This is a genomic window from Streptomyces sp. NPDC107581, assembly GCF_055657175.1.
Window position 1 is genome coordinate 157,651 of sequence record NZ_JBVKBH010000014.1, and the last position, 26,551, is coordinate 184,201.

Consider the following 26,551-nt stretch of genomic DNA (forward strand, 5'->3'; position numbering starts at 1 on the left):
AACCCGGGGCGCCTTATGGGAGGGCATCGGAAATCGGATGGAGCCGAATCCCGTGTCGATACGTCTACTCGGCGGCATCGCGCGGAAGACGTACGGCGAAGCCGAAGTGACCGAAGTACGGACGCAGGTGTGACGGAGGTGCAAGGCGATGGCCGGATTCCGAAGTCTGGCGAGACAGGTGCGCGATCCACGGTGTGATCTGGCACTGCGACGCTACTCACTGCGCAAGTGCCTGGAGCGGTTCGCTCCTTACGGGCACCGGGCGACCTGGGACCATCTGTGCTCCCGGGCCGGATTCGGTCCGGAGGACCGGTCCCCCGACCCGGTGCGGCTCGTGGCCGCACTGGAGGAGCTGGAGGCGGCGCGGGCGGTGTGGCTCGGCTATGAGACCGAGTTCGCCGAGCGCCGCAAGAAGGAGAAGCACGACGGGCTGCGCCGGCCGGGCAGCGTGGACGACTGGCACCGGCTGACCTGGGGCGGGTTCGGGGTCGCCTGGTGCGACGACCCACGGGTGCACCCCGATGAGCCCCTGGCCGAGGTGCTGCGCCTGCTCATAGCCGCACTGAACCGTGAACCGGGCTCGGCCTGCCCGGTGTGCGGCGGCGAGCGCCTCGTGTGGAAGTACGGCCTGGACCACGAGCCGTCGTCCGGTCCGGTCTGCACGGACTGCGGGATCCTCGTGCCCCGGCCCGTGCTCACGCCCCAGGCGCTGGCCCATGCCAGGCGGGGGCAGCTGCTGATGTCGGCCTGACCGGCCAGGGGGTGGAACCGGGGGGTGCGCTGGGGGATGCCGCACCCCTTGCCGCGACGTGCGGTGGGCCGTTGACCGTGAGCCATGGGCTGTTGGCCATGGGCCGCCGACGCCGGCTTGCTGACCGCTGACCGCTGACCGCTGACCGCTGACCGCTGACCGCCGCGGAACTGGCGCGGGGCCGTTGTCGGTGCCGGCCGGCACCATCGAGTCCCCTTCCAACGCCGGCCTGGTGGCTGAGGGGCTGGTCCAGTACGGGTCGTTCCGGCGCTCCTCGTAGGGCAGGCCGACGAGGCGGGCGACGGGTCGCGGCGGCAAGGGCGGGCGTGAGCATGGGAGTTCGGCCCCCGTCCGGCACTCCGTTCCGGGCGGTGCCGCCGACCGAAGCCCGCGACGCTACCAGGATCTAATCCGGTCGCTCCACCCCTTTCCCGTACGGAAAGTGGATGCCGGTGAAACCGAACTGACCAACCGAGGAGTCCCGCGATGTCGACGCTGCGCGTCACCGCCGAAGTGCTGACCGTCCACGACCACCCGAACGCCGACGCGCTCGAACTGGCCCAGGTGGGCCTGTACCGGGCCGTCGTCGCCAAGGGCGCCTACCGCACCGGCGAGGCCGCCGTCTACATCCCCGAGCAGTCCGTGCTTCCGTCCGGGCTGATCGAGGAGCTGGGCCTGACCGGGCGGCTGGCGGGAGGCGAGGCCAACCGGGTCAGGGCCGTCCGGCTGCGGGGCGAGCTGTCGCAGGGCATCGTGTGCCGGCCGAAGGCGCTCACGGACGTCGATCTGGCGCGGGCCGCGGCCGACGGCACCGACTTCGCCGAACGGCTGGGCATCACCAAGTGGGTGCCGCCGATCCCGCCGACCATGAACGGGGAGGTGGAGTCCGCTCCCGACCTGATGCCATGGGTCGACATCGAGAACATCCAGCGCTACCCGGACATCTTCGCCCCGGGCGAGCCGGTCGTCCTGACCGAGAAGCTGCACGGTTCGGCGTGTCTGCTGACGTATGTCGCCGGCGAGGACCGGGTGCACGTGTCCTCGAAGGGGTTCGGGTCGAAATCCCTGGCCCTGCGGGAGGACCCGCGGAACCTCTACTGGCGGGCGGTGCGGGGGCACGGGGTCGCCGAGGCCGCGGCACGGCTCTGCGAGCGGCTGGGCGCGCGCCGGGTCGGCATCTTCGGGGAGGTCTACGGCGCCGGAGTGCAGGACCTGACGTACGGGGCCGACGGGCGGCGCGAGACGCTCGGATACGCGGCGTTCGACGTGTCGGCCGAGGTGGACGGAGCGGTGCGCTGGCTGGACCCGGCCGAGGTGCTGGACGGGGAGCTGCCGCTCGTGCCGCGGCTGTACTCGGGGCCGTACGACATCGCGCGGGTGCTGGAGATCGCGAGCGGACGGGAGACCGTGTCCGGGCGGGAGCTGCACCTGCGGGAGGGCGTGGTCATAAGGCCTGCGGCGGAGCGGTACAGCGCGGTGACCGGCGGCCGGGCGATCGCGAAGGCGGTGAGCCCGGCGTACCTGACCCGCAAGGGCGGCACCGAGTACGAATGAGCCGCGGGACCCCTGCCACACCCAAACAACACGACGGCCCCATGGAAGCACCGCCCGCCACAACCCCCCAGGGGCGCGGGGAACTGCGCGACCAGCCACAAACCGACCCGCACACGACGGTAGGGCTTCAGTGAACGGCGCAGAAGCCCTACCGCCCCTCGGCCATGAGACGCGACCCGACCCGTCGCTCACCGAACACATCGTCCGGATTGGACAGCACACACGTGTCCAGGGACAGACACCCGCAGCCGATGCAATCGGTGAGGTGGTCCCGCAGACGGTTCAGCTGCTTGATGCGCTCGTCCAGTTCGGATCGCCACGCCTCCGACAGCCGGGCCCAGTCGTCACGCGTCGGCGTGCGCTCCTCGGGGAGTTCCGCCAGGGCCTCGCGGATCGTGGCCAGCGGGATGCCGACCCGCTGGGCCGCCCGGACGAAGGCGACCCGGCGCAGCGTGTCACGGGTGTAGCGGCGCTGGTTGCCGGAGGTGCGGCGGCTGGTGATCAGACCCTTGGACTCGTAGAAGTGCAGGGCGGAGACGGCGGCACCGCTGCGCGCGGACAACTGGCCGACGGTCAGCTCGTGGATCTTCTCGGGAATCTGGGGCACTCCTCAGAGATTACCGACCTGGCGTCGGTCGCGGTCCGTTGACAGGGGCCCCGCACCCGACCATGCTAAGCAGTTGCTTAGACATGCGAGCGAGAGGCCGGGAACATGGCAGAACCGAGGACCTTCACCTCCCCCGACGAGCTGAAGGCCGCCGTGGGAGAGCAACTGGGCCACACGGACTGGCTGGAGATCGACCAGAAGCGGATCGACCTGTTCGCCGAGGCCACCGGTGACCACCAGTGGATCCACGTGGATCCGGAGAAGGCCGCCACGGGGCCGTTCAAGACGACCATCGCCCACGGCTATCTGACCCTCTCGCTGCTCCCGCTCTTCGGGCCGCAGCTCATCAGGGTCGAGGGGGTGACGATGGGCGTCAACTACGGGACGAACAAGGTCCGCTTCCCCTCCCCCGTGCCGGTCGGCTCCCGGCTGCGCGCCACCGCGACGATCACCTCCGTCGAGGACGTCAAGGGCGGCGTCCAGGTCGCCCTCGCCTTCACCGTGGAGCGCGAGGGCGGCACCAAGCCGGTCTGCGTCGCGGAGTCGGTCTCCCGCTACTACCTCTGATCCCCGCGCGAGGCGCCCTGGCGGGCGCCCACCATCCGCAGCACGAGGTCGGCGTAGAGCGCGCCGACCTCCTCGGGGGTGCGCGGTCCGTCCACGGTGAACCAGCGGGCCACGTCGATGCACAGCGACAGCACGGCGAGCGTGGTGCCCTGTACGTCCAGCACCTCGAACTCGCCCGAGGCCACGCCGTCCTCGACGATCCCGCGCACCTCGGCGTCGACCTGGCGGCGCAGCGCGACGATCTCGGCACGGGCCTCGGGACCCAGCGCATCGAGTTCGTACTGCACCACACGCGCGGTGGTGCGCCGCCCGGCGTGCCAGCGGACGAAGGAGCTGACCGCGTCGGCCAGCCGCTCCGCGGCGCTGCCCTCGCGACGGGCCGCCGTCCGCAGGATGTCCAGGGCCCTGTCGTGACCGATCCGGCTGATCCGGTGGAGCAGCTCTTCCTTGGTCTTGTAGTGGATGTAGAGCGCGGCCGGGCTCATACCCGCGCGGCCCGCGATGTCACGCGTCGTCGTCGCGTGGTAGCCGCGCTCGGCGAACGCCTCCACGGCGGCGATGAGGAGCCGCCGGGCCGCATCGGGCGTGACCTCTTCCCACGGCTCGACCTCGCCGCCGGCCGTCTCCTGCGCCGTACTCATCGCTCGCCCCCTTCGGTGACAGGAGCTCCACCATACCGCCGATAGTGAGCGCTCGCTTAGCGTGCCGCTCACGCTGCCCAGAGCTTCTCGGGCTCTTCAGTGCTCACCGGAACTCCTCGCAGCCGCCCTTGCGAGCCTCTCAGGGCCCCTCGGGGCCTTTTCGGGGCTTTTTCGGGGCCGCTCAAAGCCACTCGGGAGCCGCTCGTAGCCGCTTCCTAAGCCACCCGGGGCCACCCGCATCCGCTCGGATGCTGCTCAGAGTTTTTCGAAGGGGTCGTGATCGGCGAGCAGCTTGTCCAGGCGGGCCTGGTCGACCCGGCTGACGATCTGCCCGGCCTCCTGGCGGTCGCGGATCACCTTGGCGAGGGTGAAGGAGGAGGTGACGAGATACAGGACGGCGATCGCCAGGAAGCCCCGCACCCAGGCGTCGGCGTCCAGCCGGAAGATACCGACGGCGGTGGCCGCCATGGCGACCGCGAAGGAGGCGACGGCCTGGCCGTAGAAGGCGGCCGTACTCTGCTGCTTGACCGGTGTGTCACTCATGGCAGCCAGCATCGTCGGAGGCGGCCCGCGCCACATCCGCCGGGATACTCAGACGCATACTCAGAAGGCGGAGACCCCGGTCAGCGCCCGCCCGATGAGCAGCTTCTGGATCTGGCTGGTGCCCTCGTAGAGGGTCATCACGCGGGCGTCGCGCAGGAGTTTGCCGACCGGGTACTCGTCGATGTAGCCGTAACCGCCGAAGACCTGCAGGGCGTTGTTGGCGGCGCGCACGGCGGCCTCGGAGGCGAACAGCTTGGCCTTGGAGGACTCGACGGCGAACGGCCGGCCGCGGTCGACCAGGTCGGCCACCCGCCAGGTGAGCAGCCGGGCCGCGTCCACGTCGACGGCGATGTCGCTGATCAGCTCCTGCACCAGCTGATGGCGGGCGATGGACTTGCCGAACTGCTCGCGTTCTCCCGCGTAGCGCACGGCGGCGTCCAGCGCGGCCTGGGCTATGCCGACGCAGCCCGCGGCCACCGACATCCGCCCCTTGGCCAGGGCCGACATGGCGACGGAGAACCCTTTGCCCTCCTCCCCGATCATCGCCGAGGCGGGCACCCGGACGTCCTCGAGGACCAGTTCGGCGGTGGCCTGGCCGCGCAGGCCGAGCTTGCCGTGGATGGTGCGGCGGGTCAGCCCGGGCGCGTTGGTGGGCACCAGGAAGGCCGAGACGCCCTTGTGGCCGGGGGCGTCCGTGGAACGGGCGAAGAGGAGAACGACGTCGGCCCAGGTGCCGTTCGTGATGAACATCTTGGTGCCGTTGAGGACGTAGTCGCCGCCCTCGCGCACCGCGCGGGTGGTGAGGCTGCCCGCGTCGGAACCGGTGCCGGGTTCGGTCAGGCCGAAGCAGCCGACGTACTCGCCGGAGGTCAGCCCCGGCAGCCAGCGCCGCTTCTGCTCCTCGCTCCCCCACGCGGCGACCGACTTGGCGACCAGGCCCAGCGAGACGGAGACGATCCCGCGGACCGAGGAGTCGCCGCGGCCCAGCTCCTCGGTGACCAGGCAGTACGCGAGGTGGTCGCCGCCCGAGCCGCCGTACTCCTCGTCCACGGTCAGCCCGAGGAATCCCACCTCGCCGAGCTTCTTCACGATCGCCCGGTCGACCTCCTCGGCCCGGTCCCAGGCGACCACGTGCGGGGCGATCTCGCGCTCCACGAAGTCCCGCGCGAGCTGCCGTACGGCGGCCTGCTCCTCGCTCAGCTCCAGGTTCACCACGCGATCACCCCACACCAGACGGATCTTGAAAATCGTACATTTAAATTAGCACTGCTAGTTTCAAGGGACAGCCCTACTATGTGCGCCATGGCCCGACCGCGCAAGCCCCTCCTCAGCACCGACCGGATCGTCGAGACGGCCCGGGAACTCGTGGACGCGGAGGGCCTGGCGGCCGTCTCCACCCGGCGGCTCGCCGCCGAACTGGGGGTGAGCGGGCCCTCGCTGTACAACCACTTCCGCACCAAGGACGAGATCCTGGAGGCGGTCGCGGACTCGGTGAGCGCGCTGGTGGACCTGTCGATGTTCGAGGGCGGGCGGGACTGGCGGACCGCGCTGCACGACTGGGCCGTCTCCTACCGGTCGGCCCTGCGCGACCACCCGAACATCGTGCCGGTCCTCGCCCGGGGCCCCGGGCGCCGCCCTGCCGCGCTCCGCCTCGCCGACGCGGTCTACGGCGCCATGGTCGACGCGGGCTGGCCGCCGGCCCAGGCGACCTCCATCGGCGCGCTGATGCGGTACTTCATCATGGGCTCCGCGCTCGGGTCGTTCGCCGGGGGCTTCGTGGACGACGAGAGCGCGTACGACCCCGCCGACTATCCCCACCTGGGCCAGGCCCACCTGCTCGCCGAGCAGCAGGAGAAGATCGACGAGCGGGCCTTCGAGGCGGGGCTCGCGGCGCTGCTGGACGGGCTGGCGCAGCAGTACGAGCAGGCGCGGCAGAGCGTGTGAGGACACTTCGGCCGGGGCCGAAGTATCGGTGTCGCATGCTGGGGGCATGACCACCAAGGACCACCGGGCCGCCGGCCGTTCCCGGTCCACCGACCGCTCCCGGGCCGCCGACCGCGCTTGTGCCGAGGGCCACCGGGCCGCCGGGCGCGTCCGGGCCGTGAAGGACTCCCGGGCCGTCGGACTCGCCTCGCTCGCCTCGCTGGTCGCCGACGAGACCCGGGCCGCGTGTCTGCTGGCCCTGCTGGACGGGCGGGCCTGGACGGCGGGGGAACTGGCCCGGCACGCCGGGGTCGCCGCGTCCACGCTGAGCGAGCATCTGGGCAAGCTGGTGGCCGGTGGCCTGCTCGCGGAGGAACGGCAGGGCAGACACCGGTACGTGCGGCTCGCCGACGCGCGTGTGGCGCAGTTCGTCGAGGACCTGGCGGCGCAGGTGCCTGCGGCGGCGGTGCGGCAGCCCGTGCGGACCCTGCGGGAGGCGAGCGCCGGGTCCGCCATGGCCCGGGGACGTACCTGTTACGACCATCTCGCCGGCCGGCTCGGGATCGTGCTCACGGATGCGCTGACCGAGCAGGGGCTGCTGCGCCAGGACACCGGGTTCGCGCTGACGGACGCGGGGCTGGACTGGTTCGGCACGACGGCTATCGCCCTGGACCGCTCGACCCGGCGTCCGCTGGCCCGTGCCTGCCTCGACTGGACCGAGCGGCGTCCTCATCTCGCGGGGGCGGCGGGGGCCGCGCTGTGCCGGCATGCGCTGGACGCGGGCTGGTGTGTGCGGATCGGCTCCGAGCGGGCGGTCAAAGTGACTTCGTCGGGATCGCGGGCGCTGTCCGAGTTGCTCGGCGTCGATCCTGGTGCGCTGCGGTGAACTGTGCGGCGGGGGTGGGGGGCCGTGGTCTGCCGAGTGCGGGTCGTATGTGGCCGGGCGCGCAGTTCCCCGCGCCCCCTTCGGGGCGCGCCTCGCCCCCGGCAGCCCCTTCGGGGCTCGGTCGGGCCCGGGCGGCCGTCAGCCACAGCATCCGGCAAGCCGTCACTCACTCTGCGGGCCGTCCGTGGCCGGGCGCGCAGTTCCCCGCGCCCCTGGCGGGACGCGACCCGGCCCCCGGCAGCCGCCGGCCCGGCATCCCCCTCGGGGCTCGGTCGGCTTCGAGCGGCCCTCAGCCACAGCACCCGGCAAGCGATCACTCCCTTCCGCGGGCCGTCCGTCCTGCGGGCCGTCCGTGGCCGGGCGCGCAGTTCCCCGCGCCCCTGGCGGGACGCGACCCGGCGGCCGGGGGCCCGGCATCCCCCTCGGGGTCCAGTCGGCTCCCGGTCTGCCCGGCGTCCCGCCTCGGGGTGCCCCGGGGTGCCGGTCGCGGTGTCCGGATTCCGCCAGTCCGTTTCCGCTTCGCTGCCTAGCCTCAGGAGCATGATGAATGCCACTCGACGAACCCAGCTGCTCCCGGCCGCGGCGGCCGGCGTGACCGTCGTGCTGTGGGCATCCGCCTTCGTGGCGGTGCGCAGTGCGGGGGCCCACTACTCGCCCGGCGCGCTGGCGCTCGGGCGGCTGCTCTCGGGGGCCGTGGTGCTGGGGGTCCTGTGCGCCGTACGGCGCGAGGGGTGGCCGCCGAGGTCCGCCTGGCGGGGCATCGGGCTGTCCGGAGTGCTGTGGTTCGGGTTCTACATGGTCGCCCTCAACTGGGGCGAGCAGCAGGTGGACGCCGGCACCGCGGCCCTCGTCGTGAACGTCGGCCCGCTCCTGATAGCCCTGCTGGGCGCACGGCTGCTCGGCGACCCGATGCCGCCCCGGCTGCTGGCGGGCATGGCCGTCTCGTTCGCCGGTGCCGTGACCGTGGGGCTGTCGATGTCCGCCGGGGGCGGCTCCTCGGTGCTCGGCGTGGCGCTGTGCCTGCTCGCGGCCGTCGCGTACGCCTCCGGGGTCGTCGCGCAGAAGCCCGCGCTCGGGCGGGCGAGCGCGCTGCAGGTGACGACGTTCGGATGTCTCATCGGCGCGGTGGCGTGTCTGCCGTTCGCCGGTCAGCTGGTGCGCGAGGCGGCCCGCGCGCCGCTCCCGGACACCCTCGACATGGTGTACCTCGGTGTCTTTCCGACCGCGCTCGCCTTCACCACCTGGGCCTACGCCCTGGCCCGGACCACCGCCAGCCGGATGGGCGCGACCACGTACGCGGTTCCCGCCCTGGTCGTGCTGATGTCGTGGCTGGCGCTCGGAGAGGTGCCGGGCCCGCTCACGCTGGCGGGCGGGGTGCTCTGCCTCGCGGGCGTGGCGGTGTCGCGGTCCCGGGTGCGCGGGCGGTCGTCCCGGGTCGCGGCCGGGCAGCCGCGACCCGAGAAGGTCGGCTGAGCGTCAGAACACCACCAGCGCGCGCCCGCCCTTGCCCGCGAGCATGTTGTCGAAGGCCGCCGGGATGCCCTCCAGGCCGATGCGTTCGGTGACCAGCGCCGAGAGATCCAGCCGGCCCGCCCGTACGTGCTCGGCGAGCACCGGCAGATCGCGGGCCGGGTCGGTGTTGCCGTAGACGCAGCCGGACAGGGTGCGGCCCCAATGGAAGATCTCCAGGGCGTTGAAGGTGACCTCCTGGTCCTTGCCGCCGATGCCGACGACGGTCGTACGGCCGCCGCGGCGGGTGGAGTCCCAGGCGGCGCGGATGCTGACCGCACGGCCCACGCACTCCACGGAGACGTCGACGCCCTGCTTGCCGGTGAGGGCACGGATCTCGCGGGGGGTGGTGGCGGAGGCGAGGACGAAGTCGGTGGCGCCGGCCGCAAGGGCCAGCTCCTCCTTCGCGGGGGAGACGTCCACGGCGATGATCCGGGAGGCGCCCGCGATCCGGGCCGCCTGGAGGGCGGCGAGGCCGACTCCGCCGGCGCCGAACACCGCGACCGTCTCGCCGGGCTGGACCCGTGCCGAGTGGTGGACGGCGCCGTAGCCGGTGAGGACGGCGCAGCCGAGGAGGGCCGCGTCGGTGAGCGGGACGCCGTCCGGGAGGGGCAGCACGCAGGCGGCGGAGACCACCGTCTCCTCGGCGAACGCGGCGACGTTCAGGCCGGGGTGGAGGTCGGTGCCGTCGGCGGTGCGGGCGTAGACGTCGGCGGTGCCGGCGAGGGCGTTGGCGCACAGCCAGACCTCGCCGAGGGTGCAGGCGTGGCAGGTGCCGCAGGAGGGCGCCCAGTTGAGGACCACGGGGGCGCCGGGTGAGACATGGGTGACGCCCTCGCCCACGGCGACGACCGTGCCGGCGCCCTCGTGCCCGAGCACCGCCGGGACCGGGACGCGCATGGTGCCGTCGGACAGGGACAGGTCGGAGTGACAGACGCCGGCGGCGGCGAGGCGGACGCGGACCTGCCTGGGGCCCGGGTCCGGCAGCTCGATGCCGGTGATCTCCAGGGGTGCGCCGACGGCGGGCAGAACGGCGGCTCGTACGGTCATGGCTGGCGGACTTCCTCAGAACTGGAGGGACTTGGTCTGGAGGTACTCGGTGAGTCCGTGCCCGCCGAGCTCCCGGCCGACGCCGGACTGCTTGTAGCCGCCGAAGGGGGCGAGGGGGTTGAACCGGCCGCCGTTGATGTCGACCTGACCGGTGTCCATGCGGCGGGCGAAGGCGACGGCCTCCGCCTCGTCGGCGGCCCAGACGGCGCCCGCGAGGCCGTACACCGTGCCGTTGGCGATGCGCAGGGCGTCCTCCTCGTCCTCGTAGCGCAGGATCGTGAGGACCGGGCCGAAGATCTCCTCCTGGGCGATGGTCATCTCCGGGGTGACGTCGGCGAAGACGGTCGGGCTGACGAAACAGCCCTGCTCCCGGGGGGATTCGGGGCCGCCGGCGACCAGGCGGGCGCCCTCGGCGATGCCCTTCTCGATGTAGCCGCGCACCCGGCTCTGCTGCTTGGCGCTGACGACGGGACCGATGCGGTCGCCGTACTTGGCGGCGGCCGCGGCGGCCAGTTCGACGGCCTCGTCGTACCGGTCGCGGTGGACCAGCATGCGGGTCCAGGCGCTGCACGTCTGACCGGAGTTGGACATGACGTTGGCGACGCCGACGCCCACCGCCTTGGCGAGGTCGGCGCCGGGCAGGATGACGTTGGCGGACTTGCCGCCCAGCTCCAGCGCCACCTTCTTGACGGCGGATCCGGCCGCCGCGCCGATCCGGCGGCCGACCGCCGTGGAGCCGGTGAAGGAGACGAGGTCCACGCCCGGGTGTTCGGCCAGGGCCTGCCCGGCGACCGGGCCGAGGCCGGTGACCAGGTTGAACACACCGGCCGGGACGCCCGCCTCGTGCACCGCCTCGGCGAAGAGCTGGGCGGTGAGCGGGGTGTCCTCGGCGGGCTTGAGGACGATGGTGCAGCCGGCGGCGAGCGCCGGGGCGACCTTGGCGACGATCTGGTGGAGCGGGTAGTTCCAGGGGGTGATCGCGCCGACGACGCCGATCGGCTCGTGCAGGACGGTCGAGTTGCCGATCTTCTCCTCGAAGGAGTGCGTGGCGGCCAGCTCGGCGTACGAGCCGGCGACCAGGATCGGCACGCCCGCGTGCACGGTCTGCGAGAACTGCAGCGGCGCGCCCAGTTCGGCGGTGACCGTCTCGGCGATCTCGTCCTTGCGGGCCACCAGGATGTCCCGCAGGGCGGCGAGACGGGCGGCCCGCTCGGCCGGGGGTGTGGCGGCCCAGCCCGGGAGGGCGGTGCGCGCGGCGCGTACGGCGGTGTCGACGTCGAGGGCGCCGCCTGCCGGGACCCGGCCGATGACCTGCTCGTCGGCCGGGTTCACGACCTCGATCGTGTCCCTGCTCTCGGCGGGGCGCCAGGCGCCGTCGATGTACAGGCCGTCGTGTGCCTTCATACTGCTTCCTCCCGGGCAGGGCCGTGTCGTCGTCCGGTTCACAAACTAGCGGCGTTAGTTTTCGCGCACCAGCCACTCCACGGCATCACATGACATCAGAAGTCGACCCGCGCCCGTTCGTCCACCCTCCCCACGGCCTCCTGGCCGAAGGTCTTCTCGTACGCGGTGCGGATCTCCTCGATCCTCCGGTCGCTCTCGACGGCCTCCGTCACCGGGTACAGCAGGATCAGCTCGTACGACCGTTCCTTCTCGATCGCGCCGCTCGCGTCCCGCCACTGTCCGTGCCCGTTCTGCACGGTCAGACCGCTCGGGAAGGCGGGCGTGACCTCCTGGTCGACGAAGGCCGTGAACTGCTCGTCGGTGACGGCGGGGCCGCCGTCGGGGCGTTCGGTGCCGAAGAAGAGCTGGGTCTCGACGTACGGCGAACCGCGTTCGGGTACGACGGGATCGGCGCCGTCGAGCGCCGCATAGGCGGTCGGAGCGGCGAGGGCCACGAGAAGCCCGACCGCCCCGAGGACGGCGCGGCTCCGGGTGAGGTGCACGTTCATGCCCGCATCTCTAGCGGAGCCCGTTCGCCGGTGGGCGCGTTCCTCGCGGAAGTCACCCGTCCAGGTCGATGGGCCGGCCGGGGAGGGGCGGATGCGATCCCGGGGCGGGCCGATGCGGTCGCCTTGGAACGCCCGGGGCGCCGGTCACTTCGTCGCGGTCAGATGGGCGAAGACCACGACGTTGCTCGTGTAGCCCGTGCGCCGGCTGAACAGGCCGCCGCAGGTCAGCATGCGCAACTCCGGGCGCCCGGTGGCCCCGTACACCTCTTTGTCGGGGAAGCCGGCCTTGTCGTAGACCTTCACCCGGTCCACGGTGTAGACGGCGCTGCGGCCGTCCGCGCGTTCGGCCTCGATCAGCTTGCCGGGCTTCACCTGGGCGAGCGCGGCGAAGACGGCGGGGCCGGTGCTGGTGTCACGGTGGCCGACGGCGACGGCGGTGCCGGCCTCCCCCGGTGTGGGACCGCCCTGGTACCAGCCCACCAGCTTCGACCGGTCGACGGGTGGTGTCTCCAACTGCCGGTCGCGGCCGAGCCGTACGCCGATGACGGGCGCGTCCACTCCCAGGGAGGGGATGCGGAGGGACGTCGGCCGGGACCGGGACAGCGGGCGGGGCGGGGGTGTCGAGCCGGCCGCACCGGCCCCTTCCCGGCCGGCCCGGGCGGGGCCGGCCGGCCCGTCGTCTCCCCCGCACCGGACGCCCACCGTCACCAGGACGGCCATGAGCAGGGCCGACCTGACGAGGCGGTAGGCGCGGGTCCGGTACCACGGCCTGCGTCTGCGCCTACGCGGCGCCATGGGGCCGCCGGCGGATCAGCCGGACGTACACGGCACAGCAGACCGAGACCAGTCCCACGGCCGCGGCGGCGGCCACCGGCGAGAATGCGCCCGTGGTGTCGACCATGCCGCCGCCACCCGCGTGCACCCCGCCCTTCGGACCGTCGTTGTGGTCGCCGCCCTGGCTCCAGCCCTGGTCGTTGTGCTGGTCGCCCTGCTGGTGGTCCTGCTGGTCGCCCTGTTGGTCACCCTGCTGGTGGTCCTGCTGGTGGTCCTCGATCTGGCCCGGGCCCTGGGCCCCGTCCTGCTTGCCGTCGTGGCAGTTGATGCGGAAGAGCTTCTCCCTGGGGGCGCCCCCCGTGACCCATGTGAGCTTGTACTGCCCGTCGGCCAGGCCCAGCACGTCGGTGTGCCCGGCGCCGCCGGTGAGCTGGATGATGCCGGTGACGGTGGCGGTGGTGGGCAGCGGGGGCTGCGCCTGGATGATGTACGCGATGTTGGGCAGGATGTCGAAGTTGACGGCGTCCAGGTAGAACCTGCAGGCCACCGGGTCGTCCTTGGAGACACCGAAGGGCACGCCCACACGGTGGATCCTGATGTCGCCGTTTTCCCCTTGGGCCACCGCCAGGGGCGCCGCCACCCATGACGCGCCCGCCGCGGCGAGGGCGGTGAGGCCGACGGTGGCACCCGCGCGGGAGAAGGTACGTGGAAGTGTCAGGGTGGGCATGCAAGCTCCTCCGCTTAGACGATTTTCATACAAATCGACCTTTCGTTGGGGACTCTCACGCATGCACTGCACGGCCCGTGGCACCAACGCCGGACGCGCCGTCAGAGATCGCCCGTGCGGCGCAACGCCGAACCCTTTCGCCACACCCGCGCCACCCGGCCGGCCCCCTGGGACCGCCCGCGGTGCAGCGGGGACCCTCGGGGGCGGCCCGTACGGGCGTCGTCATGGACAGCGGCGGGGAGATCAGACGATGCCGAAGAGGATCCCGGCGCCGAGCACGACCAGGGAGGTCAGGGCGGCCCACTTCACCACGAACCTGGTGTGGTCGCCGAACTCCACCTTGGCCATGCCGACGAGGACGTACACGGCGGGCACGAGCGGGCTGGACATGTGCAGCGGCTGCCCGACGAGGGAGGCCCGGGCGATCTCCAGGGAGGAGACGCCGTGCGCCTGGCCCGCCTCGGCGAGCACCGGCACGATGCCGAAGTAGAAGCCGTCGTTGGACATGAAGTACGTGAGCGGGATGCTCAGCACGCCGGTGACCAGGGCCATGTGCGGGCCCATCCCGTCGGGGATGTTGCCCACCAGCCACTTCGCCATGTGGTCGACCATGCCGGTGCCCTGCAGGACTCCGGTGAAGACGGCGGCGGCGAAGACCATGCCGGAGACGTTGAGGACGTTCTCCGCGTGCGCGCCCAGGCGCGCCTTCTGGTCCGGCATGTGCGGGAAGTTGACGGTCAGCGCGAGCGCGGCGCCGAGCAGGAACAACACCGGGATCGGCAGCCACTCCATGATCATGGCGGTCAGCAGGGCGACCGTGAGCAGCGCGTTGAACCAGTAGAGCCGGGGGCGCAGGGTGGCGCGGTGCGGGTCGAGGCCCTGGAAGTCCTCGTCCTCGGGCTCCTCGGGCAGGCCCGCGCCGGCGCCGGAGCCGCCGGTGCGCCCGGCGTCCTTTCCGGTTCCCGCGCCGACCAGGACCGTCTCCTGCCCGACCGGCTCCCGCACCAGCACGTCGGCCGGCGTCAGCACGCCGAGCCGCTTGCGCTCGCGGCGGCCGAGGACGTAGGCGAGGACGAGGACGGACAGCAGACCCGTGGCGAGCGCCGGGATCATCGGCACGAAGATGTCACTGGCGTCGAGCTTCAGCGCGGTCGCGGCACGGGCGGTCGGACCGCCCCAAGGGAGCGTGTTCATCACGCCGTTGGCCATCGCGGCCACACCGGTCATCACGACCAGGCTCATCTTCAGGCGCTTGTACAGCGGGTACATCGCCGAGACGGTGATCATGAAGGTGGTCGAGCCGTCGCCGTCGAGCGAGACGATCGCGGCGAGGACGGCGGTACCGACGACGATGCGCAGCGGGTCGGCCCGGCAGAACTTCAGGATCGCCCGGACGACCGGGTCGAAGAGGCCGACGTCGATCATCACGCCGAAGTAGACGATCGCGAACATGAGCATCGCCGCGGTGGGGGCGAGGCTGGTGACGCCGTCGATGACGTAGTCGCCGAGTTCGGCGCCCTTGCCGACGAACACGCAGAACAGCGCGGGGATCAGCACCAGGGCCGCGATCGGCGACATCTTCTTCACCGTGATCAGGACCAGGAAGGTCGCGATCATGGCGAAGCCGAGAAGGGTCAGCATGAGTGGATACCTAACGTTCGCCCTTGAACATCCCACCAGGGGCCGGCGGTGCGATGACGTTAGGTCCGTTCAAACGGCGTTAACAAGACGTTGAGGCGCGAGCAATAAGCGCAATACTCCAGGTCACAGCCTTGCTCAGATCACCGGAGCGATCTTTTCGGCCGGCTCGGGCAGCGCGGCGACCTCCACGGGGACCCCGTTGAGGACCGCGTTGCCCGAGAGCGGGTCGAGCAGGCTGCCGTCGAGGAGCTGGTTGACGTTGACGCCGGGGTCGGTGGTGGCGTGGCTCAGCCGGGTGCCCGGGCGGTCGTGGCCCCAGCCGTGCGGAAGGCTCACCACGCCCGGGCGGACGCCGTCGGTGACCTCGGCGGGCGCGGTCACCTCTCCCCCGGCGCCCTTCACCCGCACCGGTTCACCGTCCCGTATGCCGAGGCGTTCGGCGTCCTCGGGGTTCAGGTGCAGGGTGCAGCGGTTGGAGCCGCCGGTGAGGGCGGGCACGTTGTGCATCCAGCTGTTGTTGGAGCGCAGATGGCGGCGGCCGACGAGGACGAGCCCGGCGGGGCGCTCGCGCAGGGCCGCGCGGAGCCGGGGCAGGTCGCCGGCGATCGGGCCGGGCAGCAGCTCGATCCGGCCGCTCACGGTCTTCAGCGGCTGCGGCAGCCGGGGGCGCAGCGGGCCGAGGTCGATGCCGTGCGGATGGGCGAGCAGCCGGTCCAGGGTCAGACCGTCGGGCCGCGTGCCGAAGCCGTCGCCGTAGGGGCCGAGGCGCAGCATCAGGTCGAGCCGGCGCTCGGGTCCGGTGTCCCCGGTGAGCAGGCCGGCGAGTTCCTCCGGGTCCCGGCCGTGCACCGGGGAGTGGGGCTCCTGCACGGCGTGACCGAGGGTCTGTCCGACGACCGTCGCGTCCACGGCGGACGGGTCGGCGCCGTGCATGCCCGTGGCGGCCAGGATCAGCCGGGCGTGGATCTCGGTCTCGGCCATGCGGCCGGGTTCGAGGGGGACGGCGGGGCGGCTGTAGCGGACCTGGTTGCGCACGGCCAGGGTGTTGAAGGCGAAGTCGTGGTGCGGGCTCTGCGAGGGCGGGGGCGGGGGCAGGACGACATCGGCGTGGCGTGAGGTCTCGTTGAGGTAGGGGTCGACGGCGACCATGAAGTCCAGTGAGTCCAGGGCCTTGTCGAGGCGGGCGCCGTCGGGGGCGGACAGCACCGGGTTGGCCGCGATCACGACGAGCGCGCGGACGGGCTCGCCCTCGTCGGTCGCGGTGTCGATCTCCTCGGCGAGCGCGGAGAGCGGCAACTCGCCCTTGGCCTCGGGGTGTCCGCCCACCCGGGAGTGCCAGCGGCCGAGGGCGAAGCCGCGACCGGGGCCCGCCGGGCGGGGCGTCCTGCCGGTGGCGGCCTGCGGGAACAGGGCGCCGCCGGGCCGGTCGAGGTTGCCGGTGAGGACGTTGAGGACGTCGACCAGCCAGCTGGCCAGGGTGCCGTGCGGGACGGTGCAGCTGCCGATGCGGGCGTAGACGGCGGCGGCGGGGGCGGCGGCGAGTTCACGGGCGAGGGTGCGGATGAGGGCCGCGTCCACGTCACAGGCGCCGGCCACGGCCTCGGGGGTGAACTCCCGCAGGGCGTCGCGCACTTCCCGGACGCCTTGGACGTGCGGGGCGAGGTCCCCGAGGTCGGTCAGGCCCTCCTCGAACAGTACGGTGACCATCGCGGCGAGCAGCAGGGCGTCGGTGCCGGGACGGATCGCGAGGTGCCGGTCGGCGAGCCGCGCGGTGCGGGTGCGGCGCGGGTCCACCACGGTGAGCGAACCGCCGCGGGCCTTGAGCGCCTTGAGCCGGCCGGGGAAGTCGGGGGCGGTGCACAGACTGCCGTTGGACTCCAGGGGATTGGCGCCGATGAGCAGCAGATGGCCGGTGCGGTCGAGGTCCGGCACCGGGATGGCGTGGGCGTCCCCGAAGAGCAGCCCGCTGGAGACGTGTTTGGGCATCTGGTCGACCGTGGAGGCGGTGAACAGGCTGCGGGTGCGCAGCGCGCCGAGCAGGACCGGCGGGTAGAGGGCGCCGGCCATGGTGTGCACGTTGGGGTTGCCGAGGACGATGCCGAGGGCGTCGGGACCGTACCGCTCCACGACCGGGCGCAGGCCGGCGGCGACGGCGTCGAAGGCCTCCTCCCAGGTGGCCTCGCGCAGGGCGCCGTCCTTGCGGACGAGCGGGGTGCGCAGCCGGTCGGGGTCGCCGTCGACGGCACCGAAGGCGGCGCCCTTGGGGCAGATGAACCCCTTGCTGAACACGTCCTCGCGGTCGCCGCGGGCGCCGGTGACCCGGGTGCCGTCGAGGGTGAGGGTCAGCCCGCAGGTGGCCTCGCACAGGGGGCAGACACGCAGGGCGGTGCGGGACACGGGTCCTCCCGGAGGATCGGTGGCGGCCGTGCCGCACGGGCACGGCCGGGCACGGACGGGCTCGCAGCGGTACGGCCGGGCACGGACCGGCTCGCAGGGGCACGGACCGGCTCGCACGGGCACGGCCGGCCCGGACGGGTTCGGGGCGAGCATACCGACCGGTAGGCATGGAGGGGAGCCCTGTGCGGCGACCCGGATCCCTCCGGACGGCTCAGTCGAGCACGCGCCCCAGGTAGGCGCGCAGCAGCTCCCGCGTCTCGCGGATGATCGCCTCGTCCCCCTGCGGATCCACCCGGAAGGCCAGCTGCACCAGGGTGTCCGCGCTCTCCACGGCGACGAGGAAGACGCGGCGCAACTCCTCGTCGGGGGTGCGGCCGAGGAATCCCGAGAGCAGGTCGGTGAGGCGCTCGGCGACCCGGGTGTTGGGCCCGGCCTGCCGGGCGCCGACCGGGATCTGATTGCCGAAGTCGACCAGGGAGAAACCGGGCGCGGTGCGCTTCATGCCCAGGTACTCGTCCAGCACGGCGTCCATGGCCGCCCGCCAGTCACCCCGCCGCGCCTGCCGCAGACACTCCGTGACGCGCTCGGTGTACCGCTCCAGGTTGCGCTGGGCGAGGGCGTCGGCCATCTGCCGCTTGTTGCCGAAGAAGCGGTAGACCGAGCCGATCGGCACCTCGGCGCGCACGGCGACCGCCCGGGTGCTCAGGGCGTCGTAGCCGACCTCGTCGAGGAGGTCGGCGCAGGCGTCGAGGATCCTGGTCAGCCGTTCGGCGCTGCGCCGCTGGACGGGCGCGCGGCGGAGCGATGTCGCGTGGGGCACGGGCTTCATGATGCCTTTCCGCCGGGATCCGGTGAACCTCGCCCCAGGGTACGGAAATGGCTGCCTGCTGCACTCATCGGCCGGTGGTGCGGGTCCCGGTGACCGCCGGAGGCGTGGCCGCCCGCGCGCCCGCGGCGGCCGGCCCGGAGGGAGCCGCGGCCGGGCCCGTCGCGGCTCCGGATGGGGACGCGGCCGAGCCCGTCTCCGCTGCGGAGGGGGACGCGGCCCGGTCGGTCTCCGCTGCGGAGGGAGGCGCGGTCGGGTCCGTCTCCACCCTGGAGGCGGGCGCGGTCGGGTCCGTCTCCGCCCCGGAGGCGGTGATGTCGGCGGTGCTCTCGACCGGCTTGCCGTGCACGGCCCACGCCGTGCCGTCGTCGGCGTACAGGCGGGCGGTGACGTGGTGGGTGCCGTGCGGCACGAGACGGTCGGCCAGGTGGTACCCGTGCGCCCGCAGCCGGGTCACCAGACGGCCGTCGACCAGGAGGTACGCGAGCCCGCGGGCCGGTACCGGCCTCGGCTTCCCGCCGGCCGGCGAGAACCGGAAGTGGCGCAGCGTCAGCAGGACGTCCCAGCCGCCGGCGGCGTCCGGTGTCACCTCTATGCCGACGTCGGGTGCGTTCTTCTTGCCGACCTCGCGCAGATGCCGGCCGGTGTCGTCCGTGTCGTGCAGGACCTTGCCCACCGGCGAGGGCGAGACGGCACCCCCCTGCCCGTGCGTCCCGCCGGTCCCGCAGCCCGCCGCCGCGAGCGGCAGCAGGACGCAGGCCGCGAGCGCGGTGCGAGTTCTGCGCGTCCACGACATGTCCGGGAGACTAGAACAACGCTCCGGCACCCGGATCCCCCTGAAGTCTGGTTTCCTGCCCTCCCCAGGACGGAGGACCGGGGCCCTCTTGCGCCCTCCCCCACTGATTCCTACGGTGATACATAGGAATCAGGAGCGCAAGGGAGCGAGCATGAGCGGGGACACACGGAAGACCGCCGAGGGACTGTCGTACCTCTCCGGGTTCGGCAATGAACACGCCTCGGAGGCGGTGCCGGGCGCCCTGCCCGAGGGTCGCAACTCGCCGCAGCGCGCGCCGCTCGGGCTCTACGCGGAGCAGCTGAGCGGTACGGCGTTCACCGAGCCGCGGGCCCACAACCGCCGCTCCTGGCTGTACCGCATCCGTCCGTCGGCCGCGCACCCGGCGTTCACCCGCACCGAGAACGGCGCGATCCGTACGGCGCCCTTCGCCGAGACGGTGCCCGACCCCAACCGGCTGCGCTGGAACCCGCTGCCCGAGCCGCCGGCCGGCACGGACTTCCTGGCCGGCCTGTGGACCCTCGGGGGCAACGGCGACGCGGCCCAGCGCACCGGCATGGCCGTGCACCTGTACCACGCGAACGCCTCCATGGAGCGGGTGTTCAGCGATGCCGACGGGGAGCTGCTGATCGTGCCGGAGCGCGGCGGACTGCTGCTGCACACCGAGTTCGGCAGGCTGCACGTGGAACCGGCCCACGTGGCGCTCGTCCCGCGGGGGGTGCGCTTCCGGGTGGAGCTGCTGGACGAGTCCGCGCGCGGTTATGTCTGCGAGAACTACGGGGCGCCGTTCCAGCTCCCCGACCTCGGGCCCATCGGCGCCAACGGACTCGCCAATGCCCGGGACTTCAGGGCGCCGGTCGCCGCGTACGAGGACGTGGAGCGGCCGGTGGAGGTGGTGAACAAGTTCTGCGGCAACCTGTGGACGGCGACGTACGACCACTCGCCCCTCGATGTGGTCGCCTGGCACGGCAACCATGTGCCGTACGTCTATGACCTGCGCCGTTTCAATGTGATCGGCACCATCTCGTACGACCACCCGGACCCGTCGATCTTCACGGTGCTGACCTCGCCGTCGGACACCCCGGGCCTGGCCGGTGTCGACTTCGTCGTCTTCGCCCCGCGCTGGCTGGTGGGCGAGGACACCTTCCGGCCGCCGTACTTCCACCGGAACGTGATGAGCGAGTACATGGGCCTGGTCGAGGGCGCCTACGACGCGAAGGCGGAGGGCTTCGTGCCGGGCGGCGGCTCGCTGCACAACATGATGTCGGCGCACGGCCCGGACCGGGACACCTTCGACAAGGCGAGCGCCGCCGAGCTGCGCCCGCAGAAGATCGACGACGGGCTGGCGTTCATGTTCGAGACCCGCTGGCCGGTGACGCTCACCCCGCACGCGGAACGGGCGGACCACCTCCAGCAGCGGTACGACGACGTGTGGCAGGGCCTCGAACGTCACTTCCGGCCATTGCACTAGCCACGCCCGACAGGTACGGATAGCCGCGTGACCTCCTTCGCTCCGGATTCGATCGTCCTGAACCGCAAACTGCCGCTGTGGTACCAGGTGTCGCAGTCACTGCGCGCCTCGATCCTCGGCCGCTCGCCGCGGGACCCGCTGCGCCTGCCCACCGAGGAGCAGCTGGCGCAGCACTACGGGGTCAGCGTGCTGACCATGCGGCAGGCGCTGAAGGAGCTGGAGGACGAGGGGCTGATCAGCCGGCACCGGCGGCGCGGCACGTTCATCGAGCCCGGGGTGCGGCGCGGGGCTCCCGTGCGGCTCCTCGGCTCGGTGGACGCCATCGTGGCCCAGCAGTCCGGCATGACGACCGAGCTGCTGGACCACGGCCGCACCCCCGTACCGGCCACCCTCGCCGAGCACTTCCCGGACCTCGCCGAGGTGGCGACGTACCACCGGCTGCGCAGCGACGAGAAGACCGGCGAGCCGACCAACCACGCCGTCAATCACGTGCGCCCCGAACTGGCCGCCCGTATCGACCTGGACGACCTGGTCCGCTGGCCCATGACGAAGGTGCTGCGCGACGTGGTCGGGGCGGACATCAGCCGCATCACGGACACCGTGGAGGCCCGGCTCGCCGACCCGGAGACCGCACAGCTGCTCCAGGTCCCGCTGCTCAGCCCGATCCTGCACTACACGGGCGTGACGTACGACGCCGGCGGCCGGGTGCTGGACGTGGCGGTCATCCACTACCGGGGCGACCGCTTCTCCTTCACGGTGACGCTGGACGCCACCTGATGGCGTTCACCCGCCCGGCCCTCTGGTCCCGGAGCCCCGGTCAGGCCGTACCATGCCCTGCGTGACGCACGACGACGCTCCGCTGCTGGCGGACCTCCTGCCGTGGTCCGTCGCACCGCTGCGGCCGGGCCGCGCCTGGCCGACGGCGCCCGGTCCGGCCTCCCTGAAGGCCCGCTGGGAGGCCCTGCTGAGGGCCGAAGGGGCCGACCGGGAGGCCCTGTTCGAGCCGACCCGGTCCCGTACGCTCCACTCGGCGGTGGGCCAGCTGCCCGGCCGGGCGGCCGGCACGGAGCGGCTGGCGCGTGCCGAGGGCCCCTGCGCGGAGCCGGTACGCGTGCTGACGGGGCCGTTCGACGAACAGTGGCTCATCCCGGACCACCGGCTGATCGACACGGCCCGCCCGGAGTTGTGGCGGGTGGCGGACGAGCGGCAGGTGTTCGTGGTGGAGACGGGCGCCGAGACGGCCGGGGACCTGCCCCTCCTGGCGACCTCCCTGCTGCCCGTCCTCCGCACCGGGCGCGTCCGCCCCCTGTTCCGCCGCCCGGGCGGCACGGAACCGAACCTGGCGCCGGGCCTGCTGGACCATCTGTCGGCCCGGCTGGGTGAACGCCCGGATCCGCCGGACGTCCTGGCCTGGATCCTGGCCACCATCCGCCCCGGCCTGACCGTCCCGCTCACCGAGGATGCCGGACTCTGGTCCGAGGGCGTCGAGCTGGGCCGCCGCGCGCTGTGGTTGATGCGCCGCGACGGCGAGCGCCCCAAGCTCCCGGGAGGCCGCCGCCCCTACGTCCGCGCACCCCTGCCGGCACTCCCCCTGACCCTCCACTACGACCGTGACGAGGAGACCCTCCACCTCGACGAGGGCCGCATCTCCCCCGTGCCGCCCGGGGCCTGGGACCACGAAGTGGCCGGAGTGCGCACCCTGGAGGCCTGGTTCGCGACCCGCACCGCCCCCGCCGAGCCGGGCACCCTGGCCGCGATCCGCCCCGCGACCTGGCCGCAGCCCTGGACGTCGGAGCTGCTGGAGCTGATCACCGTCCTGGCCCTGCTGGCGGAACTGGGCCCGCGGCGAGCCGGGTTGAAGGTGACCTCGCCCATCACGGTGAGCGGCCTCCGCGAGGCGGGGGTCCTGCCCGTCCCGGCCGCGGCCCGCCGCCCGGCCTCGGTGCTGGACCACCACGAGGAAGGCCCGGAGGGCCAGTTCGCCCTGCTCTAGAGGCACTACCGCACGTCTACGTCGCCAGACACACCGCCATAGACCTGCGCCGCCAGACACACCGCCGCAGATCTGTTTCGACGCCCGGCACCACCTGCCCAACCGCAGCCGCCCAACCGCACTCACCCAACCGCACCCGCCGAACCGGCTCGGCTAGCGCGGCGCGAACGCGTCCAGGGTCCGCTCCAGCGCCCGCCGGAACACCGCCTCCAGGTCGACCGGGCCGGAGTCCGCAGCCAGCGCCGCCGCCATCCTCGGGTAGGCGCCGGAGGCGATCCGGCCGCTCAGGTAGGCGCCGCGGGCCGCGTTCTCCTCGTCCTGGGACCAGGGCAGGGCGCGTACGCGCTCGGCGGTGTCGAGTTCGTTGCGGACGTAGGTGGTCACCACGCCGTTCAGCATGGCGATGAGTTCGAGTTTGGTGCCGTGGGACGCATCCAGCGGGTCCAGGCACACCAGGCAGTGCTCCAGATAGCGAAGAGCGTGCGGGCTGAAGCCGTACACCGGGGACATCAGGCGCGGCACCCACGGGTGCCGGTGCATCAGCGCCCGCGTCTCGTGCGCCACCCGGAGCAGGTCCGCCCGCCAGTCCCCGCTCGGCTCCCACCACTCGTGCTCGGCGCTGACCGCGTCCATCATCAGCTCGTACAGGTCCTCCTTGCGGGGGACGTAGTTGTACAGCGACATGGTGCCGCAGCCCAGCTCGGCCGCCACGCGCCGCATCGACACCGTGTCGAGCCCCTCGGCATCGGCGATCCGGACGGCCGCGGCCGCGATGTCGTCGCGCGTGTACGCCGGCTTCGGGCCCCGGCCCGTGCGCTCGGGACGCGCCCAGATCACTTCGGGGACGCCCCCTCGGACTGCCATCGGTCATCACCTCGACCACCATCCTAGTTACGTACACCGTACGCAGTGCGGTACCGTCACACCATGACTTCTACGTACGCTGTACTTAGTGAGGGTCTGGAGAAACGCTTCGGCGACGTGCACGCCCTGCGCGGACTGGATCTGGCGGTGGCTCAGGGGACGGTCTGCGGGCTGCTGGGCCCGAACGGGGCCGGGAAGACGACTGCGGTACGGCTGCTGACCACGCTGCTGCGGCCCGACGGGGGCTCGGCGCGGATCGCGGGCCACGATCTGGTGCGCGAGGCGACGGCCGTGCGGCGCCGGATCGCCGTCACCGGGCAGTACGCCTCGGTCGACGGGGACCTCACCGGCCGGGAGAACCTGCGGCTGTTCGCCCGGCTGCACCGGGTGCGGGGGCCGGCCGAGCGGGCCGGGGAACTGCTGGAGCGGTTCGCGCTGACCGAGGCCGCGGACCGGAAAACGGCCACCTACTCGGGCGGCATGCGCCGCCGGCTGGACCTCGCGGCCAGCCTGATCAGGCGCCCCGACGTCCTCTTCCTCGACGAGCCGACCACCGGACTCGACCCGGCCAGCCGCACCCGCATCTGGGAGGCGGTGCGGGAGCTGGCGGCGGACGGCACGACCGTGCTGCTCACCACGCAGTATCTGGAGGAGGCCGACCGGCTCGCCGACGAGATCGCCCTGGTGGACCGGGGCCAGGTCGCGCACACCGGATCGCCCGCGGAGCTCAAGGCGCTCATCGGGTCGCGTGCCGAGGCCGTGGTCACGGATGCCGGCGCACTCCCGGCGGCGGCCGCCGTCCTCGACCGGCTCACCGGTTCCGCGCCCGTGTTCGACCGCGAGCGCAACGCCGTCGGTGCCGTCACCACCGACCCGACCCTCACCCTGCCGCGCCTGGTGCGCGAACTCGACGCGTCCGGCGTGCCGTTGCTCGATGCGAGCCTGCGGCCGCCGACCCTCGACGACGTCTTCCTGCGACTCACCGGCAAGTCCGCCGGCAGTAAGGAGCTCGCCGCATGAGCGCGCCGGCGTACGACGGCCTGGCGATGACGGGCCGGCAGCTGCGCCGGGTCCGCAACAGCCCGGGCCTGGCGATCCTGACCCAGCTGATGCCGGTCAACATGCTGCTGTTCTTCGGTTACGTCTTCGGCAGCGCGCTTGCGATGCCCGGCCGCGAGTACCGTTCCTTCCTGGTGCCGGGGCTGCTGGTCGCGACCGCCGCCGGCGGGCTGATGACCGGAATGTTCCAGGCCGCCGCGGACACCCACCGGGGCGTCATGGACCGCTTCCGCACGATGCCGGTGAGCCGGGCCGCCGTACCGGTCGGACAGGCGGTGGCGGACCTCGTGGTCACGACCGTCGGCACGGTGCCGCTGCTGCTGACCGGACTGGCGGTGGGCTGGCGGATCCGGGGGTCCGCGGCCGAGGCCGCCGCGGCGGTCGCCCTGCTGCTGTTCTTCCGGTTCGCCTGCACCTGCGCCGGGATCTTCCTCGGGCTGCTCACCCGCAGCGAGGACGCCGCCGGGCAGCTCGGCGCCTCCTCCTTCGTCCTGCCGCTGCTGTCCAACGCCTACATCCCCACGGGCAATCTGCCCGGCTGGCTGCGCACCCTCGCCGAGTGGAACCCGATCAGCGCCGTGACGACCGCTCTGCGGGACCTGTTCGGCAACGCCTCGGTCCCGGCGGACTCCGCCTGGCCGGTGGCCCACCCGGTCGCCGGGTCGCTCCTGTGGAGCCTGGCCCTGACCGCGGTGTTCCTCCCCCTCGCCGTGCGCCGGTACGCACACGGGCAGCGCTGACCGGCTACTGACAAAGCCCCCGGTCAGGGGAGATCATCCACCCCATGGACCATCTCCCGCTGCCCCTGGAGGGCATCACCGTCGTCGCCGTCGAACAGGCCGTGTCCGCGCCCTTCGCGACCCGGCAGCTCGCGGACCTGGGCGCCCGGGTCGTCAAGGTGGAGCGGATCGACGGCGGCGACTTCGCACGCGGTTACGACACCGCGGCCGGCGGTCTCGCCTCGCACTTCGTGTGGTGCAACCGCGGCAAGGAGTCCATCGCGCTGGACCTCAAGGACCCGCGCGGCCTCGATGTCGTACGGCGCCTGGTCGCGGACGCGGACGTGTTCGTGCAGAACCTCGCCCAGGGGGCCGCGGCCCGGCTGGGCCTGGACGCGGCCGCCCTGTGCGCGGCGCACCCGCGGCTGATCGCGGTGGACATCTCGGGGTACGGCGGCTCGGGACCGTACGCGGACAAGCGGGCCTACGACATGCTCGTGCAGTGCGAGGCCGGGCTGGTGTCGGTGACCGGGACGCCCGGGCAGCCCGTCAAGGCGGGGATTCCGGCGGCGGACATCGCGGCCGCCATGTACGCCTTCTCCGGGGTGCTGGCCGCACTGGTACGGCGCGGCACGACCGGGCGGGGCGGGCCCGTGGAGGTGTCGATGCTGGAGGCGCTGGCCGAATGGATGGGGCATCCGCTGCACCACGCGATGCACGGGGGTGAGCCCCCGGCCCGTACCGGGCTCGCGCACGCCGTCATCGCGCCCTACGACGCCTATTCGACGGCGGACGGCGGACGGGTGCTGTTGTCGGTGCAGAACGACCGGGAGTGGCGGCGGCTCGCCGAACAGGTCATCGGCCGGCCGGAACTCGGGGCGGACCCGGCCCACGCGACGAACGCGGCCCGGGTGGCGAACCGGGAGCGGACCGACGAGCTGGTCGCGGCGGCGCTGGGCGTGCTGGACGCCGACGAGGCGCTCGCCCGGCTGGAGAAGGCGGGCATCGCCTGTGCCCGGCTCAGGGACCTGCACGAGCTGACGGAGCATCCGCAGCTGGCGGCCCGGGAGCGGTGGCGTCAGGTGGGGTCGCCGGTCGGGCCGTTGAAGGCGCTGCTGCCTCCCATCACACTGCCGGGCGGGGACGAGGCACGGATGGGCGACGTGCCCGCGCTCGGGCAGCACACCGGGGCGCTGCTGCGTGCCGTGGGGATGACGGACGACGAGATCGCAGCGTTGCGCCGGGACGGCGTGGCGGCCTGAGCGCGGGCCCCTCGAAGGCTCCTCGAGGAACGCCGGTTCGCT

At 72.8% G+C, this 26,551-nt stretch carries 26 protein-coding genes; 12 read left to right on the forward strand and 14 right to left on the reverse strand.

Translation table 11 applies throughout. The annotated features are described in order from the left end of the window. Window positions 1-148: 148 nt before the first annotated feature. Together ACZ7P3_RS31130 and ACZ7P3_RS31135 are read left to right on the forward strand one after the other, a co-directional pair. Complete coding sequence (locus tag ACZ7P3_RS31130; RefSeq protein WP_472086710.1) at window positions 149-751, forward strand: hypothetical protein; 603 nt, start codon at window positions 149-151, stop codon at window positions 749-751. A 486-nt stretch (window positions 752-1,237) separates the two neighbouring features. Further along, window positions 1,238-2,305 (forward strand): RNA ligase (ATP), encoded by a 1,068-nt coding sequence (locus ACZ7P3_RS31135; protein ID WP_472086712.1) that lies wholly within the window; start codon window positions 1,238-1,240, stop codon window positions 2,303-2,305. Between the two features lie 148 nt (window positions 2,306-2,453). Here ACZ7P3_RS31135 and soxR read toward each other — a convergent pair whose 3' ends face one another. Beyond that, the gene (soxR, locus tag ACZ7P3_RS31140) at window positions 2,454-2,912 is read right to left on the reverse strand and encodes a redox-sensitive transcriptional activator SoxR (RefSeq protein ID WP_472086714.1); all 459 of its coding nucleotides are present in this window, start codon (window positions 2,910-2,912) and stop codon (window positions 2,454-2,456) included. 105 nt (window positions 2,913-3,017) lie between these two features. Here soxR and ACZ7P3_RS31145 point away from each other — a divergent pair, with 105 nt between their 5' ends. Further along, the gene (locus tag ACZ7P3_RS31145) at window positions 3,018-3,479 is read left to right on the forward strand and encodes a MaoC family dehydratase (RefSeq protein ID WP_472086715.1); all 462 of its coding nucleotides are present in this window, start codon (window positions 3,018-3,020) and stop codon (window positions 3,477-3,479) included. Here the strand turns inward: ACZ7P3_RS31145 and ACZ7P3_RS31150 are convergent. The 3 genes from ACZ7P3_RS31150 to ACZ7P3_RS31160 all read right to left on the reverse strand — a co-directional run bounded on the left by ACZ7P3_RS31150 (window position 3,470) and on the right by ACZ7P3_RS31160 (window position 5,875). After that, on the reverse strand, window positions 3,470-4,120 hold the full coding sequence (locus tag ACZ7P3_RS31150; RefSeq protein WP_472086716.1) for a TetR/AcrR family transcriptional regulator: 651 nt from the start codon (window positions 4,118-4,120) through the stop codon (window positions 3,470-3,472). The two genes, ACZ7P3_RS31145 and ACZ7P3_RS31150, sit on opposite strands and share 10 nt — an antisense overlap. Window positions 4,121-4,375: 255 nt before the next feature. Further along, window positions 4,376-4,663: a YiaA/YiaB family inner membrane protein gene (locus tag ACZ7P3_RS31155; RefSeq protein ID WP_472086718.1), complete on the reverse strand. Its 288-nt coding sequence runs from the start codon at window positions 4,661-4,663 to the stop codon at window positions 4,376-4,378. Window positions 4,664-4,723: 60 nt separating this feature from the next. Further along, a complete protein-coding gene (locus ACZ7P3_RS31160; RefSeq protein WP_472086868.1) occupies window positions 4,724-5,875 on the reverse strand; it encodes an acyl-CoA dehydrogenase family protein in 1,152 nt (383 codons plus the stop codon). 90 nt (window positions 5,876-5,965) lie between these two features. Here ACZ7P3_RS31160 and ACZ7P3_RS31165 point away from each other — a divergent pair, with 90 nt between their 5' ends. From ACZ7P3_RS31165 to ACZ7P3_RS31175, 3 genes are all read left to right on the forward strand, one after another. Continuing rightward, the gene (locus tag ACZ7P3_RS31165) at window positions 5,966-6,607 is read left to right on the forward strand and encodes a TetR/AcrR family transcriptional regulator (protein ID WP_472086720.1); all 642 of its coding nucleotides are present in this window, start codon (window positions 5,966-5,968) and stop codon (window positions 6,605-6,607) included. Between the two features lie 46 nt (window positions 6,608-6,653). Next, window positions 6,654-7,472 carry an ArsR/SmtB family transcription factor gene (locus ACZ7P3_RS31170; protein ID WP_472086722.1) on the forward strand — a complete coding sequence of 273 codons (819 nt, stop codon included), beginning with the start codon at window positions 6,654-6,656 and terminating at the stop codon, window positions 7,470-7,472. 540 nt (window positions 7,473-8,012) lie between these two features. Then, complete coding sequence (locus tag ACZ7P3_RS31175; protein ID WP_472086723.1) at window positions 8,013-8,945, forward strand: DMT family transporter; 933 nt, start codon at window positions 8,013-8,015, stop codon at window positions 8,943-8,945. Window positions 8,946-8,948: 3 nt separating this feature from the next. On the opposite strand, the gene ACZ7P3_RS31180 is transcribed toward ACZ7P3_RS31175, so the two are convergent. The 9 genes from ACZ7P3_RS31180 to ACZ7P3_RS31220 form a co-directional block, all read right to left on the reverse strand. Further along, window positions 8,949-10,031 carry a Zn-dependent alcohol dehydrogenase gene (locus ACZ7P3_RS31180; RefSeq protein WP_472086724.1) on the reverse strand — a complete coding sequence of 361 codons (1,083 nt, stop codon included), beginning with the start codon at window positions 10,029-10,031 and terminating at the stop codon, window positions 8,949-8,951. A gap of 15 nt (window positions 10,032-10,046) precedes the next feature. Beyond that, window positions 10,047-11,435 (reverse strand): aldehyde dehydrogenase family protein, encoded by a 1,389-nt coding sequence (locus ACZ7P3_RS31185; protein WP_472086725.1) that lies wholly within the window; start codon window positions 11,433-11,435, stop codon window positions 10,047-10,049. 95 nt (window positions 11,436-11,530) lie between these two features. After that, a complete protein-coding gene (locus ACZ7P3_RS31190; RefSeq protein ID WP_472086726.1) occupies window positions 11,531-11,983 on the reverse strand; it encodes a DUF3574 domain-containing protein in 453 nt (150 codons plus the stop codon). 144 nt (window positions 11,984-12,127) lie between these two features. Then, window positions 12,128-12,778, reverse strand: coding sequence for a class F sortase (locus ACZ7P3_RS31195; RefSeq protein ID WP_472086727.1), 651 nt, complete (start codon window positions 12,776-12,778; stop codon window positions 12,128-12,130). Further along, window positions 12,765-13,484 (reverse strand): hypothetical protein, encoded by a 720-nt coding sequence (locus ACZ7P3_RS31200; RefSeq protein ID WP_472086728.1) that lies wholly within the window; start codon window positions 13,482-13,484, stop codon window positions 12,765-12,767. Before ACZ7P3_RS31200 ends, ACZ7P3_RS31195 begins: the two co-directional genes overlap by 14 nt. A 243-nt stretch (window positions 13,485-13,727) precedes the next feature. Continuing rightward, window positions 13,728-15,125: a CitMHS family transporter gene (locus ACZ7P3_RS31205; protein ID WP_472086729.1), complete on the reverse strand. Its 1,398-nt coding sequence runs from the start codon at window positions 15,123-15,125 to the stop codon at window positions 13,728-13,730. Between the two features lie 135 nt (window positions 15,126-15,260). Next, window positions 15,261-17,522 carry a molybdopterin oxidoreductase family protein gene (locus ACZ7P3_RS31210; RefSeq protein WP_472086730.1) on the reverse strand — a complete coding sequence of 754 codons (2,262 nt, stop codon included), beginning with the start codon at window positions 17,520-17,522 and terminating at the stop codon, window positions 15,261-15,263. 211 nt (window positions 17,523-17,733) lie between these two features. Then, window positions 17,734-18,351 (reverse strand): TetR/AcrR family transcriptional regulator, encoded by a 618-nt coding sequence (locus ACZ7P3_RS31215; RefSeq protein WP_472086731.1) that lies wholly within the window; start codon window positions 18,349-18,351, stop codon window positions 17,734-17,736. 64 nt (window positions 18,352-18,415) lie between these two features. Then, window positions 18,416-19,144: a hypothetical protein gene (locus ACZ7P3_RS31220; protein ID WP_472086733.1), complete on the reverse strand. Its 729-nt coding sequence runs from the start codon at window positions 19,142-19,144 to the stop codon at window positions 18,416-18,418. A gap of 151 nt (window positions 19,145-19,295) precedes the next feature. Here ACZ7P3_RS31220 and hmgA point away from each other — a divergent pair, with 151 nt between their 5' ends. Genes hmgA through ACZ7P3_RS31235 form a run of 3 tightly spaced genes read left to right on the forward strand, consistent with a single transcriptional unit; the run spans window position 19,296 to window position 22,605 of the window. Next, the gene (hmgA, locus tag ACZ7P3_RS31225; RefSeq protein ID WP_472086735.1) at window positions 19,296-20,612 is read left to right on the forward strand and encodes a homogentisate 1,2-dioxygenase; all 1,317 of its coding nucleotides are present in this window, start codon (window positions 19,296-19,298) and stop codon (window positions 20,610-20,612) included. Between the two features lie 27 nt (window positions 20,613-20,639). After that, window positions 20,640-21,389, forward strand: a complete 750-nt coding sequence (locus ACZ7P3_RS31230) for a GntR family transcriptional regulator (RefSeq protein WP_472086737.1) — start codon at window positions 20,640-20,642, stop codon at window positions 21,387-21,389. 52 nt (window positions 21,390-21,441) lie between these two features. Next, the gene (locus ACZ7P3_RS31235) at window positions 21,442-22,605 is read left to right on the forward strand and encodes a type ISP restriction/modification enzyme (RefSeq protein ID WP_472086738.1); all 1,164 of its coding nucleotides are present in this window, start codon (window positions 21,442-21,444) and stop codon (window positions 22,603-22,605) included. 153 nt (window positions 22,606-22,758) lie between these two features. On the opposite strand, the gene ACZ7P3_RS31240 is transcribed toward ACZ7P3_RS31235, so the two are convergent. Continuing rightward, window positions 22,759-23,469, reverse strand: coding sequence for a TetR/AcrR family transcriptional regulator (locus ACZ7P3_RS31240; RefSeq protein ID WP_472086739.1), 711 nt, complete (start codon window positions 23,467-23,469; stop codon window positions 22,759-22,761). Window positions 23,470-23,532: 63 nt separating this feature from the next. On the opposite strand from ACZ7P3_RS31240, the gene ACZ7P3_RS31245 reads away from it, so the two are divergent. From ACZ7P3_RS31245 to ACZ7P3_RS31255, 3 genes are read left to right on the forward strand one after another with little or no spacing between them, the layout of a single operon-like run. Continuing rightward, the gene (locus tag ACZ7P3_RS31245) at window positions 23,533-24,489 is read left to right on the forward strand and encodes an ATP-binding cassette domain-containing protein (RefSeq protein WP_472086740.1); all 957 of its coding nucleotides are present in this window, start codon (window positions 23,533-23,535) and stop codon (window positions 24,487-24,489) included. After that, entirely contained in the window at window positions 24,486-25,268 is a 783-nt protein-coding gene (locus ACZ7P3_RS31250) for an ABC transporter permease (RefSeq protein WP_472086741.1), read from the forward strand. The genes ACZ7P3_RS31245 and ACZ7P3_RS31250 overlap by 4 nt, the downstream gene beginning before the upstream one ends. A 44-nt stretch (window positions 25,269-25,312) precedes the next feature. Then, on the forward strand, window positions 25,313-26,509 hold the full coding sequence (locus ACZ7P3_RS31255; protein WP_472086742.1) for a CaiB/BaiF CoA transferase family protein: 1,197 nt from the start codon (window positions 25,313-25,315) through the stop codon (window positions 26,507-26,509). The last annotated feature ends 42 nt before the right edge of the window (window positions 26,510-26,551 follow it).